Origin of the sequence: Pseudomonas sp. GM33, assembly GCF_000282295.1 — a bacterium.
Taxonomy (GTDB): Bacteria; Pseudomonadota; Gammaproteobacteria; order Pseudomonadales; family Pseudomonadaceae; genus Aquipseudomonas; species Aquipseudomonas laurylsulfatiphila.
Map to the genome: position 1 here is coordinate 1 of NZ_AKJO01000009.1, position 14,820 is coordinate 14,820.

Here is a 14,820-nt window from a genome sequence, read left to right on the forward strand (position 1 = left end):
TCGGTGGAATAGTTGTTTTTGTGATCTGTTACGGGTTTGCAGCTCAAGCATTCGGGCAAATACAACATTCAAATCCGGAAGCGACTCAGTAGTTTGTCTTGCTGGCCGACGTGTTCCACCATGGCTGAGCATTGGCGAGCCTGTTTGTCCGCACTGCCGGAGACTTCAAGACTGATGTCGCGGATATTGGTGGTGTTGCGGTTGATTTCTTCGGTCGTGACGCTTTGTTCTTCAGCCGCCGCGGCAATCTGCAGGTTCATGTCATTGATGCGGTAAATGGCCTCGCGTATGCGTTCGAGGGTGTCATTGGCGGCGTTGGCATCCCCGGCCGTCCTGCTGGCCGTGTCACGGCTCTGCTGCATGCGTGCCTGGGCATGTTTTACCCCGGTCTGCAGCTGGTCGATCATCTCGCTTATTTCCTGGGTGGATTGCTGGGTGCGCGAGGCCAGGGAGCGCACCTCATCGGCCACCACCGCAAACCCGCGTCCCGATTCGCCGGCACGGGCGGCCTCGATGGCGGCATTGAGGGCGAGCAGATTGGTCTGGTCAGCGATGCTGGTGATGACCGCCACAATCGATCCAATGCTTTGACTGAGAGTGGACAAGTCATTGATCGCATGACCGGTGGCGTCCATCTCCTCGGCCAAGCGTTTGATGGCCCCGGTAGACCGGGAAACCAGAGCGACGCCGTCGGCGGTTTCTTCGTTGGCGGCAATCGCCGCTTCGGCAGCGGTTTGCGCGTTGCGCGCGACGTCTTCGGCGGTCGAGGCCATCTCGGTCATGGCGGTGGCCAGTTGATCCAGTTCCTGCAATTGCACCTGGACGCGGTTGGCGGCCTGATCCGCTTCGCATGAGGTCGCGGTGGTGCTCTCGCGGACCTGTTGCGAGCTGTTTTTCACGTCGCCAATCAGCGCCTTAAGGTTGTGCAGGAACTGGTTGAACTCCCCGGCGACCAGCGCGATTTCATCATTGCCGACCACGGGCAGTTGGCGGGTCAGGTCGCCTTCACCGCGATTGATGTCTGCCAGCGAGTCCTTCAGTTGTTCCAGCGGCCGCAGCAGTCGCCTGACCAGCAGGCCCAACACCAACAGGCTGAGCAGCACACCCAGGCCGGTACCGATCACGGCTCGCCAACTCAGGGTATGGGCGGCGGCCATGACGATGTCCTGATCCAGGACCACGCCGATGTACCAATCCATGCCCTTGAGATCGGAGAGCGGGATGAAGGACACCAGGAGCGACTTCCCATCGCTGCGCACCTCTTGAAGCTGTCCGTCGAGGGGCAGGGCGCTCCCGGCAAAAAGCTGACTGTAGGGCTTGCCGTTCAGTTCGGCGTCCGGGTGGGAAATGATGTTGCCGCTTTTACTGAGCAGGAACGCATAACCGGCCCCGCCGAAATCCAGGGTATTGATGGCATCGGCCACTGTGGTCAGGCGGATGTCACCGCCAAACACCCCGAGCAACTGTCCCGCATCGCTGATCCGGGCGACGGCCGAGATCAGGATTTCACCCGTGGTGGAGTCCTTGTAGGGTTCGGTCAGGACGGCTTGGCTGCCGGTCTTTCCAGTCGCGTACCAGGGACGGGTGCGACCGTCATAGTCGGGTTTCGGATTCCACGCCGCCGTGTTCTTGATGGGCTTTCCATCTGACTCCAGGGCGCCGAACACCAGCTTGAATTCGTCTTTCAGAATGGGCGAGTCGATGATGCGTTGGGTCGCTTGCACACTGTATTGGCGATCGATCGCCTGGGAGGCCAGGTCCATCAGATGAAGCTTGCCGTTCAGCCAGTTCTCGATCTGCCGTGCCACCGCATTGCTCGATTCGGCAATGCTCGCCTCGACCTGGTGACGCAAAATGCTACGGATCTGCTCTACCTGAACCAGCGATAGAAGACTGGTGGTCACCAACAGCACACAAGCAGCCACAAGGCTCACCTTGTAACGGATTTTCATCGAGGGCTCCAAAGGGGCGATCAAGGGGAACAGAAAAGTCTCAGGTCAATGAGGACGCCTTCGCGAGCAAGCCCGCTCCCACAGGGTTTTGGGTAATTGATATTTTTGGGTCAACCCGAATCACTGTGGGAGCGGGCTTGCTCGCGAAGGCGGTAGAAAGGGCGACACGGGGATCAGTGTCGCCCTCGGTTTTAGAAGAAGCCCAGCGGATTGATGTCGTAGCTCACCAGCAGGTTTTTGGTCTGCTGATAGTGGTCGAGCATCATCTTGTGGGTTTCACGGCCGACGCCGGACTTCTTGTAGCCGCCGAACGCGGCGTGCGCCGGGTACAGGTGGTAGCAATTGGTCCATACACGACCGGCCTTGATGGCGCGGCCCATGCGGTAGGCGCGGTTGATGTCGCGGGTCCAGAGGCCGGCGCCGAGGCCGAACTCGGTGTCGTTGGCGATGGCCAGGGCTTCGGCTTCGTCCTTGAAGGTGGTGATGCTCACCACCGGGCCGAAGATTTCTTCCTGGAACACGCGCATCTTGTTGGTGCCCTTGAGCAGCGTCGGCTGGATGTAATACCCGCTCGCCAGGTTGCCCTCGAGTTTTTCCACCTTGCCGCCGGTCAGCAACTCGGCACCTTCGCCCTTGGCGATTTCCAGGTACGAAAGGATCTTGTCGAATTGCTGCTCGGACGCCTGGGCGCCGACCATGGTGTCGGTGTCCAGCGGATCGCCGCGTTTGATTTGCAGGACCTTCTTCATCACCACCTGCATGAATTCGTCGTAGATCGACTCCTGCACCAGGGCGCGGGACGGGCAGGTGCAGACTTCGCCCTGGTTGAAGAACGCCAGCACCAGGCCTTCGGCGGCTTTCTCGATGAAGGACGGTTCGGCCTTCATGATGTCTTCGAAGAAGATATTTGGCGACTTGCCACCCAGCTCCACGGTGGACGGAATGATGTTTTCCGCTGCGCATTTCATGATGTGCGAGCCGACCGGGGTCGAGCCGGTGAAGGCGATCTTGGCGATGCGTTTGCTGGTGGCCAGGGCTTCGCCAGCTTCTTTGCCGAAGCCTTGCACGATGTTCAGCACGCCCGGTGGCAGCAGGTCGCCGATCAGTTCGACCAGCACGGTGATGCCCAGCGGGGTCTGCTCGGCAGGCTTGAGCACGATGCAGTTACCGGCAGCCAGGGCCGGGGCGAGTTTCCACGCGGCCATCAGGATCGGGAAGTTCCACGGGATGATCTGGCCGACCACGCCCAACGGCTCATGGAAGTGATAGGCCGCGGTGTTTTCGTTGATTTCAGCGGAGCTGCCTTCCTGCGCGCGGATGCAACCGGCGTAGTAGCGGAAGTGGTCCACCGCCAGCGGGATGTCGGCGTTCAGCGTTTCACGCACGGCCTTGCCGTTGTCCCAGGTTTCGGTGACGGCCAGCAGTTCGAGGTTCTGCTCGATGCGGTCGGCGATCTTCAGCAGCGCCAGGGAGCGGTCCTGCACCGAGGTCTTGCCCCAGGCATCGGCAGCTGCATGGGCCGCATCCAGGGCCTTGTCGATGTCTTCGGCCGTGGAGCGGGGGAATTCGGCAATCGGTTGGCCATTCACCGGCGAGGTGGTGGTGAAGTACTGGCCTTTGACCGGTGCGACGAACTCGCCGCCGATGTAGTTGCCGTAGCGGGACTTGAAGGAAACGATGGCACCGGGAGTGCCTGGGTGGGCGTAGTTCATGATCGGGTTCTCTTGTTGTTTTGGGGTGTGACCGCCCACAGGACGGTCACTGTCAGGTGCGCAAGCCGTGCAGGGTCAGGAACCCTGAGGGGTTTCGCCACGAGCCAGGCGCGCATTGATGTCTTCAATGACGGCCGGCAGATCGACGATGGTGTCGATCAGGTAGTGCGGGCGCGAACCTTCGAACATCCTGGTGATGCGGGCGCGCTCTTCGGCCAGCTTGTCCGAAGGCAAGTCCCTGAACTGGTCATAGGTCAGCCCCAGTGCGTTGCCGGAGCAGGTCAATGCGACCGTCCACATGCCGGCACTGCGGCCTTCCAGGATGCCTGGCCAGGTGTCGTCGACCTTGACGCAGGCGGCCACATCGCTGATGCCCAGAGCGATCACGTTGGCCAGGGCCTGGGCCGGGTGCGGGCGGCCATTGGGTACTTCGTCAGTGGCCACGACGTGGTCGGCAACGTAGCCGTTCTTGCGCGCCAGCTCGACGACTTTCTCCATGACCACGGCCGGGTAACCCGAGCACGAACCGATTTTCAGACCCTTGTCGCGCAAGGCATCGATCGTATCCAGCGCACCTGGAATCAGCGCCGAGTGCAGGGCGATCTTCTCGATCTGCAAGGGCATGAAGCGCTCATACAGGGCGGTGACATCGTCATCCGTCGGCAGGCGTCCGAAGGCTGCCTGATAACGTGCGGCGATCTGCGGTTCGTTGCACAACGTGCGGATGTGGTCCCACTTGCCCATGCCCATCGGACCCCGGGCTTCTGCCAGGGAGACCGCTACGCCAAACTCGGCGAAGGCTTCGACAAAAATCTGCGTGGGGGCAAAGGAACCAAAATCGACGACGGTGCCCGCCCAGTCCAGAACCACGGCTTGCAGTTGGGAAGGTTGTTTATATTGCATGATGATTGCTCCAGGGAAAGGTGAGTGGGTAGTACGAATTCAGGGCGTGGTGCCGACAATGACCGGTTGTACCGGGGTCGATACCAGCAGCGGGTTTTCCAGTGTTTTCGGCCGGCTGTTCCAGAAGGGCACCAGCATCAGGCTGGCCAGGAGTGCGGCGCCGGTGAACACCAGGAACACGGTGATGGTGTCGAAGTAGCCCGGCAGCAGGCCGCCAAGGACCGCACCGATCGAACCACAGCCGTTGACGAAGCCCGCGGCGGAGGCCGCCCCGTCCTTGCTGCCGAAGTCGATGGCCGCCGAGCCGCTGATCATCGAGTCCGGCCCGTAAAGCGTCAGGCCCATCATGAACAACAGGCCGACCACCATGTACAGGCTGCCGCTTTGCATGGCGGGAACGAACAGCCCAAGGCAGACAGTGAGGACCACCAGGCTGAGCACGCAGGCCGGTATGCGACGAGCGCCGAAGTATTTGTCCGATGCGATACCGATGAGGATGGGGCCTACCAGACCTGCCAGTTCAAACGAGGTGGGGACGATGGCGGACGCTACCTTGCCGATCTCGGGCATGCGTTCGTAGATGATCACCGGGCCCCACAGCAGGATGGCGTAGCGGGCGGGCTTGAGCATGAAATAGGCCAGGCCGAGAATCAGCACGGTGCGATTTTTCATCACAGTCCGAATGCCGGCCCACATGCTTTCGCGGGGAACCACGACGTTGCTGACCGGTTCGATCTCGATTTCGACAGCAGGCAGGCCTACGTCTTCCGGACGGTTGCGTTGCAGTAAATAGAACAACACCGCCACCACCAGCACGACAACGGCACTGCTGATGAACGCGATGCGCCAGTCGTGATAGGCCTGATAGGCCCACCAGCCGGCAAACGGCGTGGCCACCAGACCGCCAAAGGCGTACGAGGTGCTCCAGTAACCGAGTACGCGGCCACGCTCACTGGTACTGAAGAAACTCCCGACGTTCTTGCACAGGCCCGACCAACCGGTGGATTGGGCGAGACCCTGGACCAGCATGCAGGAGACGAAGATCGGTAGCGTGGCGTAGGTCCCCATCAGGAGCGCCGCCGCCGCCGAAATGACCAGGCCGCTGAGAACGACCACCCTTGGGCCGAACCGGTCGGAGAAGTTGCCCCACAGGAACTGGCCCACGGCGTAGGCCGTCAAGTAGAGGGCGTCGAGGTTGGCCATCATGGCCTTTTCGAGCATGAAGTTCGGGTCTTCGCCGATACCCAGCTTGGCCACGGAGAACGCTTTGCGGGTGAAGTAGAAGGCGGCATACGCCACCCAGGTAATCAGGAAAATCTGCACGCGCCAACGCTGGAGGGATTTCCAGCCGGTGGCGAGGGGGCTTGTCGTGTTGTTCATGGTGTACTGATCCCGTATGTGGTGCCAGACAGCGCAAATTGGTCGGTTTTTGTTTTTGTTTTCGGTGCACAAGTCTGTCCATTCGCACGACATCGACAGATGAACATGCGAATGGCATCAGGCTTTGATTCATGAATTACGCGATCGCTGACTCCTGCCCGGCGCTGCCGAGCGGTACGTCATCGAATCCATGGTTTAAAAAAAGATCCCTGCCCAAAGGCGCTACCCATTGCACCTTCGCTCGAATCGGCAGAGACCTTTAAAGGGGTCGATCAGGCCGCGGGCTTGAACATGTCCACGTCCATGGCGACCAGGCTGTCCGCGATTGCGCGGAGCAACTGGTGGACGATGTATTCGTCGATCTGGCCGATGCAGCCGATGCGGAAACTCTCGGCAACGGTCAACTTGCCGGGGTAGATGATGAACTGGCGGGCCTTGAGTTCTTCGTAGAAGCGCGTGAAATCGAAGTTGGGATGTTCAGGGCTGAAGAACGTGGTGATGATCGGCGACAGCCAACGGTCTTCCAGCAGCGTCTTGAAACCCAGTTCGCGCATGCCGGCAACCAGCACGTCGCGGTTGCGGGTGTAGCGCGCCAACCGGCCGTGTACGCCACCTTCGTCGCTGTGCTGCTCCAGTGCCTTGTGGAACGCCACCACACTGTGGGTCGGCGGAGTGAAGCGCCATTGGCCGGTGCGTTCCATGTAGGCCCATTGCTCGAAGAGATCGAGGGACAGCGAGTTGGCGCGGCCTTTGGCGGCCTCCAGCACGGAGCGGCGGATGATCACGAAACCGAAGCCCGGGATACCCTCGATACACTTGTTGGCGGAGGACACCACCACGTCGAAGGCAATTTCGTTCACCGTCAGCGGCACGGCACCGAAGGAGCTCATGGCATCGATGATCAGGCTCTTGCCGTGGGCCTTCACGACATCGGCGATTTCACGCAGCGGGTTGAGGATGCCGGAGCTGGTTTCGCAATGAACCACGAAGACGTTGGTGACGTCAGGGTTGGCCTTGAGCAGGGCGTCCACTTCTTCGGGCTGGGGCGGCAGGTAATCGCCCTTGTCCAGGGTAATGAACGCGCGACCGAGGTATTCCAGGGTCTTGGTGGCACGCTGGCCGTAGGCGCCGTTCATCAGCACCAGGGCTTTGCCGTCACGGGGGATGGCGGTGGCCAACGCGGCCTCGACCGAGTAGCTGCCGCTGCCTTGCAGTGGCACGCAGGCGAAGCTGTCATCCTCTACGCCGGCCATGCCCAGCAGTTTCTGGCGAACTTCAGCGGTGACCTGATTGAAGGCACCGTCCCATGATCCCCAGTCGCGCAGCATGGCTTCCTTGGTGGCTTTGGAAGTGGTCAGCGGGCCCGGGGTCAGCAGGTAGGGTTCACCCAGGGCTGGGGTTGCCAGTGGCTGGGTGGTCGGGAATTCGGCTTTGGTCATGATCTTCTCCGGCGGTGTTGTTTTTGTGGGGGAGTGATGCATGGGTTGATAAAAACATCTGGCATCAAATAACTGAAATCGATTTATCACATGTCACAAACAAGCTGAGCTTATAACTGAGGTGGCACGTGGCCTGAGCCTGGAGGGTTCATCAGCAGCAGGCATTCAAAGGCAGCAGAAAGACCCCGCGCGGTGCATGACCGGGCGGGGTTTTCTGTTCGTTAGCGTGAAATTTCGCTTCGGGGCGGGGCGCTTATCCCTTGTCCGCCTTGCCTGCGGCCGCGGCGAATTTCGCCAGGCGCACGTCAAGTCGACGGGGAGGTCGGTTGTGGTCTTCAGCATGCTCCTTGCGGCGAATGGCGTTACGCACCATCAATGAACCCAGGTAGCGGACCGGCTCCGGCGGAAAATGCCCAAGCGGACCTTGCACCAGCGGCGAGCGCGTCCAGGGGTTGTCCACCCCGAGCACCAGCGACGACAGGATCTGCCCACCCATATGGCACGGACCCACGCCGCTGCCGGAATAGCCGAAACCGTAGAAGACGTTGCCGCTCGCGCCCATGCGGCCGAAGAAAGGCAGCCCGGTGACCGAGCGATCGGAAGGGCCGTTCCAGGTGGCGGCGATACCGACATCGGCAAAATCCGGAAAGAACTCTGTCAGCGTGTTGCGCAACAGCCCTGCGTAGGGCGATGGCTGATCGAACACGGGCAGGATGCGACCGCCGTAGGCAAAGGTGTTGCCCCCTTTGCCGAGCATGATCCGGCCGTCCGGGGTGTTGTGGTAGTAGTGCACGAAAATCCGCGAGTCGAGCACGGTGACTCCGCTGGTCAGGCCGATCCGCTCGAGCAAGTCCGGTCGCGGCTCGGTGATGATCATGTCGCTGGAGACAATGGCCACCGACCGCGAGAACTGTGGAAAGGCGCGGGCCATCCAGGCGTTCATCGCCAGCACGACCCGGTCGCAGGTCACTTTGCCGTTCGGCGTATTGACGCTGGCGGGCATGCCTTCTTCCAGGCCGGTCATCGGCGTGCCCTCGTAAATGCGCACGCCCAGTTCCAGTGCCACCCGGCGTAGCCCACGGACCAGCTTGCCCGGTTGCACACTGGCAGCTGCCGGCGAGAACCAGCCCTCGATGTGCCGGGCCGAGCCGGCCATGCGTTGCACGTCAGGTAGCGCACATTTGGCGAAAGAGTTGATGCCATGGCGCTCCAGCGCCGCGATCACCCCGTCGGTCGAGCCGACCTGGGCGCGGTTGGTCGCCGTGTAGAGCGTGCCGTCGAGACGGTAATCGGCATCCACCGCGTACTTTTCGCAGAAGGTGCCGATGGCGTAGATGCTTTGCTCCGATTCCTTGACCAGGCGTATCGCCTCCTTGACGCCGAACAAGCGCTCCAGAGTGAAGTACTTGGCCGACCATGACAGCGCGCAGCCGCCATTGCGCCCGCTGGCACCGGCACCGCAGATGTCGGCTTCGACGATGACCACGTCCAGCTCGGGATTCTGTTCCTTGAGCATGATGGCGGTCCATAAACCGGTATAGCCGCCGCCGACGATGCAGACGTCGGCGCGGGTGTTCTGTTGCAGCGCAGGGCAGGGCGCAGCGGGTTGATTCTTCAGGGCCTGGTCCAGCCAGTAGGGGCGCATGGGGTCATCTCCGTTGGATCGGTTCGAGGCAGGGTTGAGGACGCAATCAGCCGCACGCGGCGACCACGATCATTTCCACGCGCCAACCGGGGTCGATCAGCTGCGCCAGGGTGCAAGCGCGTGCTGGGGCATGGCCTTCAGGGAAAAACTCGTCCCAGACCCGGTTCAGCCCTTCATAGTCTTCGCGATGGGCGAGCAGGATGCGCACCGAAAGCACCCGCTCGCGGTGGCTGCCGGCACTGAGCAAAAGCTGCTCGATAGCGGCCAGGACCTCGCGGGTCTGCGCCTGGATATCACCCTGCAGGTCCGTGGCAACCTGGCCACCGATATACAGATGGTTGTCGTACCGGACCATGTCCGAACGGCGTTTTGTCGCAGCGAAACGTTCAATTTCCATAGGGCATTCCTGGAGGGATACGAGGGACGGCACTTGTGAAAATCATGCTTGCAGTTCACTGTTCATAAATAAAATCGATTTATCGTATGAACGAATAAGTTGAACCTATAGCAAGGTGCGCCAATGACGATTTCCCATACCCAACTCAAGGCGTTTCACGCCGTCGCCATGAATGGCAGCTTCACCCGCGCGGCCGAGCAACTCTGCCTGTCGCAACCTGCGGTATCCGACCAGGTGCGCAAGCTCGAGGATTATTACGGGGTGATGGTGTTCTACCGCGACAAGCGCCTGGTGCGCCTGACGGAGGTGGGCGAGCGGCTGTTCGGCCTGACCCAGCGCCTGTTCGATATCAGTGTCGATGCCCACGACATGCTCACGGACTACCGCACCCTGTCGACCGGGACCCTGAACCTTGCCGTGGATGCGCCGGTGCACGTCCTGCCCTATGTCTCACGCTTCTGCAGCCGTTACCCCGGTATCGATGTGAAGATCGAAACCGCCAATACCGATGAGGTCCTGCAGCGGTTGTTCAGTCACCAGGCCGACATCGCCCTGCTGGGGCGCAACATCGAAGACGACCGCTTGATGACACTGCACTTGCGTAGCGATCCCATGCTGGCGTTCGTCGCCCAGGACCATCCCTGGGCACAACGCGAGTCCATCTGCCTGGCCGACCTGCACGACACGCCCATGGTCCTGCGCGAGCAGGGCTCGGTCACGCGCTTGTCCCTGGAAGAGGAGATGGCAGCGGCGGGCCTGCACATCCGCAAGGCCATCGAAGTGGAGGGGCGTGAAGCCGCGCGCGAGGCGGTGGCGATCGGCATGGGCGTCGGGGTCGTCTCGGCCGCCGAACTGGGCTCGGATTCACGGGTTCGCGGCTTGCCGATCGTTGACTGCCGGCGGCATTTCACCGAGACATTGGTGTGCCTGCGTGCACAAAGCTCGCGGCGTATCTTGACGACCTTTTTCGACATGGTTCGAGAAGGGCTGGGCGAGTGAGGTTTATCGTTCGATCGCGCCGTTTAATTTTTACGCTTTCTTTACGGTAGGCGGTTTTGCCCCCAACGATACTGGCCGCGATTTTTCAGACCATCCATGCGTCTGCATTTCCAATGACGCTGGCACTTTATTGTCCAAGGATGGCGCGAACTTTCTCCCCCGCAATTTGAGAGAAGCGACCCTTGAGTGAAAATGTAACCGGCACGCATGCAGATTCCGAATCCAAAACGTCAGGAGCGGGCTTGCTCGTCGCCGCCGTTGGTGTGGTTTACGGGGACATTGGCACCAGCCCCCTCTACACGCTGAAAGAAGTCTTTTCCGGCCACTACGGGGTTCAGGTCAATCACGACGGGGTGCTGGGCATTCTGTCGTTGATCTTCTGGTCGCTGATCTGGGTGGTCTCGATCAAATACGTGTTGTTCATCCTGCGTGCCAACAATCAGGGCGAAGGCGGCATCATGGCGTTGACGGCGTTAGCCCGCCGCGCGGCAGCACCTTATCCGCACATGAGTAAGGTACTGGTACTGCTCGGCCTGTTTGGTGCGGCACTTTTTTACGGGGACAGCATGATTACCCCCGCCATTTCGGTGCTCTCTGCGGTTGAAGGGCTACAGCTGGCGTTTGACGGGATCGAGCACTGGGTTGTGCCCCTATCAGTGATCGTACTGGTAGCGCTGTTCTTGATACAAAAACATGGCACGGCCCGAATCGGCATCCTGTTTGGTCCGGTCATGGTGCTGTGGTTCGTGGTGTTGGGCGCGCTGGGGATCTACGGGATTTTGCAGCGCCCGGAAGTTTTGCAGGCGCTCAACCCTGTTTGGGCCGTACGTTTCTTCGCGGTTCATCCGGGAATGGGTGTGGCGATTCTGGGGGCTGTCGTGCTGGCATTGACCGGTGCTGAAGCGCTGTATGCCGACATGGGCCACTTTGGTCGAAAGCCGATTTCCCGTGCGTGGTTCATGCTCGTACTGCCGGGTTTGGTGCTCAATTACTTTGGCCAGGGCGCGTTGATCCTGGGAGCCCCGGAGGCTGTACGTAACCCGTTCTATTTGCTGGCGCCTGATTGGGCACTGCTGCCAATGGTCGCGCTTTCCACACTGGCCACCATCATCGCTTCACAAGCGGTGATTTCTGGGGCTTTCTCCCTGACTCGCCAGGCCATTCAGTTGGGTTACATTCCGCGCATGTTTATCCAGCACACCTCCAGTCAGGAGCAGGGGCAGATTTACATCGGAACGGTTAACTGGGCATTGATGGTCGGTGTTGTCCTGCTGGTCATCGGTTTCGAGTCGTCCAGTGCATTGGCCGCAGCCTATGGTGTCGCGGTGACGGGGACCATGCTGATCACCACGATCCTGTCTTCGGCAGTCGTCCTGCTCCTATGGAAAACGCCGCGCTGGCTGGCCATTCCCATGCTGCTCGGCTTCTTGCTCGTAGACAGTCTGTATTTCGCGGCCAATGCGCCGAAGATATTCCAGGGCGGTGCGTTCCCGGTGATCGCCGGGATTGGTCTGTTCATTTTGATGACGACCTGGAAGCGCGGCAGAAAGATTATTGTCGAGCGGCTGGATGAAACGGCGCTGCCACTGCCGCTGTTCATCAGCAGTATCCGTACGCAACCGCCCCATCGCGTACAAGGCACGGCGGTGTTTCTGACGGCCAGGACCGATGCTGTTCCTCATGCGCTGCTGCACAACCTGCTGCATAACCAGGTTTTGCATGAGCAAGTGGTATTGCTGACAGTAGTGTCTGAAGACAGCCCTCGCGTGAGTGCTGATCGGCGGTTCGAGGTTGAGGCCTATGGTGAAGGGTTCTTCCGGGTCAATCTGCACTTTGGTTTTATCGAGGAGCCTGATGTGCCCTTGGCGTTGAGTCTCTGTCATTTGACTGAACTGGACTTCAGTCCGATGCGAACGACCTATTTCCTCAGCCGGGAAACGGTGATCCCGACCAAGCGCATCGGTATGGCCCGTTGGCGAGAAAGCCTGTTCGCGTTTTTGCTGAAAAATGCCAATAGCAATCTGAAGTACTTCAAGTTGCCACTGAATCGGGTAATTGAACTGGGTACACAGGTAGAGATGTAAAGAGTCATCGGATGGCCTTTTGGGGCTGCGGTCCTTTCACGTCAATCTGCCGGCACCGATGGATGCAGAACATCGGTGCCGGCCTCGGCGCTACTTGACCGCTTCAACCTCATAATTCACATAACCGAATTCGTTGCTGCGAGCCGCCACGTACTTGCCGTTCTGCTCGAACACCGTGGCCTCGAAAGGTGTGCCGCCGAGTGTTGTCACCAGATGCCCGTCCTTGATTTCATACTTGGCCGGTAAGCCGAACTGACCGCCATGCAGCATGTTCAGGTATTCCCCTTCTGCGGGCGGCTTGCCATCGACGCTGGCGACCAGGCGTTGGCCGTCGGTACCATAGACGATTTCGAAAGTCTGGCCGGTGACGGTATTGCGCACCTTGATGGTTTTGCCCACCACGAAGGTTTGCAATTGCTCGTTGGTGAGCGCTTTGGCGCCTTCGGTTTTCAGTTGATCGATGGTTTTGCCGGCAGCGACAGTCTTGCTGTCCTCGGCTGTCGGCGTGTACCAGATCGGTGAGGTCCACGCGCGCTCCTGGACGGTGGGCGAGACGTCGGCCGGTGGCGGTACTTGCAGCTTGGCTGCGTCATAGGTGCTCCAGCGCGGTGTCGGGATCTGTAGCGCGCGGGCGTAGTAGAACGCGTGTTGGGCCGGATCGAAGTCCGGATCGACCCAGACTTTTTTCAGCTCGGTGGCACCGATGGTATTGGTGTAGGTCGCCTTGGAAACATCGACCGTCGAGCCCACCGCAGGGACTTTGCCGGTGACCGGATCCGGTTGGCGATCACCGACCCAGGCGACGTCGTAGATCTTCTCGAAGGTCTGGCCGTTTTTGGTCCAGCCCTTGATGATCTGGATGCGGTCGAGGTTGCCATCGTCGGCATCCTTGACCGCCCAAACCACGAAGGACGGTGCCTGTTTACCCGGTTTTGCCGGCAAGTCGCCGCCCATGGGAACGCCCTTGGCGTAGGCGGCATGCACCCAGTCTTTTTCGTTCCACAGACTGCTGTCGAAGCCCCAGCCACCAAACATGCGCACGGGGATGCGCACGCCGCTGGTGCCGTAGACTTCTTTACGCTTCATCGCATCGAAGATCGATTCACGGGTGTTTTCTTCCGCCCAGACGCCGGCCAGGCCGGAGGTGCTGGTTTGCAAGGCGACCATGCCCGAGTTGTCTTTGCCAGAGAGGCGCGCGGCCGGGGTGCTGTCGGTAAATCCGTGGGAGCCGAAGTTGTTGCTCTGCAAATAGGGAATCACTCCGTTGTGCGAATCGCTGGCACCGACTACGCCCATTTTATAGGGGTTGTACCCACGGGTTTCCTGCATGGCCATGCCATTTTGCCAGGCCTGCCTGATGTAGCTGCCATTGATTTTCGACGTACTGTTGTCGATACCAAGCAGGAAACTCATGATTTCATAATTGGCAAATTCGTCGGTTGGCGACAGTTCGGGGTGGGTTTCGGAAGTGCCCTTGACCTGGTGGATTTCGGTGAGGGATTCATTGCGCATCCGCGCTTCTGCCCAGGCGGCATCGATGGGCCGCCCACGGTCATCGACGTCCACCGGAAACATCAGGCCGTTGCTGAGGTTGGCGTTGTGGGAGATCGCCAGTATTTCGTTGCCCTTTTTGCGTTGATCGTCCATCCAGCTCCACAAGTCCTCGGGTTTGTTCGAGTCGAGGGCCGTGAAGGGCAGGTCCGGCACTTTCTTCGAGTCGCGGAAAAACACGTTGCGGTGCATGTTCTGGTTGTTCGGTGCCGAGGTCCATTCATAGGCGACGAAGGTGGTGAACTTGCCGGGCTTGTAGTACTTGTCGGCGATGGCGATGTTCTGCTGCCAGATGTTGCCGGCCACCTTCGGATCAATCAGTTCCTTGATGGGATCGTTCAAGCTGCCGGCGATCCACTTGAACACCCGGTTGAAATCCGCCGGCGTCTTGACCATCAGTTTTTGCGCGATGGGCAGTTTGCTGAAATCAGACTTCGGATCGTTGGCCAGGGCGATCACGCCGACGTATTCCGAATGATCGGTCACGCCATGAAAATCCAGCGGTCGACCTTTGAGCTGCACTTCAAACCCCATCGGATGCTTGACCGGCATGCCAAGCGAGTATTGGTAGGCCTGCTCGGGATCGACCTGATGGTTGCCGATCAGGTAGGCATCGATCGACCAGGAACTGTGCGAGTGCGTCTGGCCAAAGTAAACCTCGCGGTCCGGGTTGCCCTCCGCCAATGCCAACGAGCTGACAGTGAGCACGGCGCAACCGAGCAGTGACGGCGTGCTGAAGTGTGTAGGGGTTTTCATAT

Annotated in this window: 10 protein-coding genes and 1 pseudogene; 2 read left to right on the forward strand and 9 right to left on the reverse strand. The window is 60.1% G+C overall.

Annotated features, from left to right (window positions below):
* Window positions 1-68: 68 nt before the first annotated feature.
* The 8 genes and pseudogenes from PMI26_RS32205 to PMI26_RS27675 all read right to left on the reverse strand — a co-directional run bounded on the left by PMI26_RS32205 (window position 69) and on the right by PMI26_RS27675 (window position 9,428).
* Entirely contained in the window at window positions 69-782 is a 714-nt protein-coding gene (locus PMI26_RS32205; RefSeq protein WP_443200832.1) for a methyl-accepting chemotaxis protein, read from the reverse strand.
* Between the two features lie 144 nt (window positions 783-926).
* Window positions 927-1,952: pseudogene (locus tag PMI26_RS32210) on the reverse strand (HAMP domain-containing protein); the annotation flags it as partial.
* 191 nt (window positions 1,953-2,143) lie between these two features.
* Entirely contained in the window at window positions 2,144-3,664 is a 1,521-nt protein-coding gene (exaC, locus tag PMI26_RS27700; RefSeq protein WP_007970210.1) for an acetaldehyde dehydrogenase ExaC, read from the reverse strand.
* 75 nt (window positions 3,665-3,739) lie between these two features.
* Window positions 3,740-4,567 (reverse strand): phosphonoacetaldehyde hydrolase, encoded by an 828-nt coding sequence (gene phnX, locus PMI26_RS27695; protein ID WP_007970212.1) that lies wholly within the window; start codon window positions 4,565-4,567, stop codon window positions 3,740-3,742.
* Between the two features lie 39 nt (window positions 4,568-4,606).
* Window positions 4,607-5,947: an MFS transporter gene (locus PMI26_RS27690; RefSeq protein WP_007970213.1), complete on the reverse strand. Its 1,341-nt coding sequence runs from the start codon at window positions 5,945-5,947 to the stop codon at window positions 4,607-4,609.
* Between the two features lie 272 nt (window positions 5,948-6,219).
* Window positions 6,220-7,386, reverse strand: a complete 1,167-nt coding sequence (locus PMI26_RS27685) for a 2-aminoethylphosphonate--pyruvate transaminase (protein WP_007970214.1) — start codon at window positions 7,384-7,386, stop codon at window positions 6,220-6,222.
* Between the two features lie 253 nt (window positions 7,387-7,639).
* Window positions 7,640-9,031 (reverse strand): FAD-dependent oxidoreductase, encoded by a 1,392-nt coding sequence (locus tag PMI26_RS27680; protein ID WP_007970215.1) that lies wholly within the window; start codon window positions 9,029-9,031, stop codon window positions 7,640-7,642.
* Between the two features lie 46 nt (window positions 9,032-9,077).
* The gene (locus PMI26_RS27675) at window positions 9,078-9,428 is read right to left on the reverse strand and encodes a RidA family protein (RefSeq protein ID WP_007970216.1); all 351 of its coding nucleotides are present in this window, start codon (window positions 9,426-9,428) and stop codon (window positions 9,078-9,080) included.
* Between the two features lie 123 nt (window positions 9,429-9,551).
* Here PMI26_RS27675 and PMI26_RS27670 point away from each other — a divergent pair, with 123 nt between their 5' ends.
* Both PMI26_RS27670 and PMI26_RS27665 read left to right on the forward strand, forming a co-directional pair.
* Complete coding sequence (locus PMI26_RS27670; protein WP_007970217.1) at window positions 9,552-10,427, forward strand: LysR substrate-binding domain-containing protein; 876 nt, start codon at window positions 9,552-9,554, stop codon at window positions 10,425-10,427.
* 182 nt (window positions 10,428-10,609) lie between these two features.
* Window positions 10,610-12,511: a potassium transporter Kup gene (locus PMI26_RS27665; RefSeq protein WP_081500926.1), complete on the forward strand. Its 1,902-nt coding sequence runs from the start codon at window positions 10,610-10,612 to the stop codon at window positions 12,509-12,511.
* Between the two features lie 90 nt (window positions 12,512-12,601).
* On the opposite strand, the gene PMI26_RS27660 is transcribed toward PMI26_RS27665, so the two are convergent.
* On the reverse strand, window positions 12,602-14,818 hold the full coding sequence (locus tag PMI26_RS27660; protein ID WP_007970220.1) for a DUF3604 domain-containing protein: 2,217 nt from the start codon (window positions 14,816-14,818) through the stop codon (window positions 12,602-12,604).
* Between the last annotated feature and the right edge of the window lie 2 nt (window positions 14,819-14,820).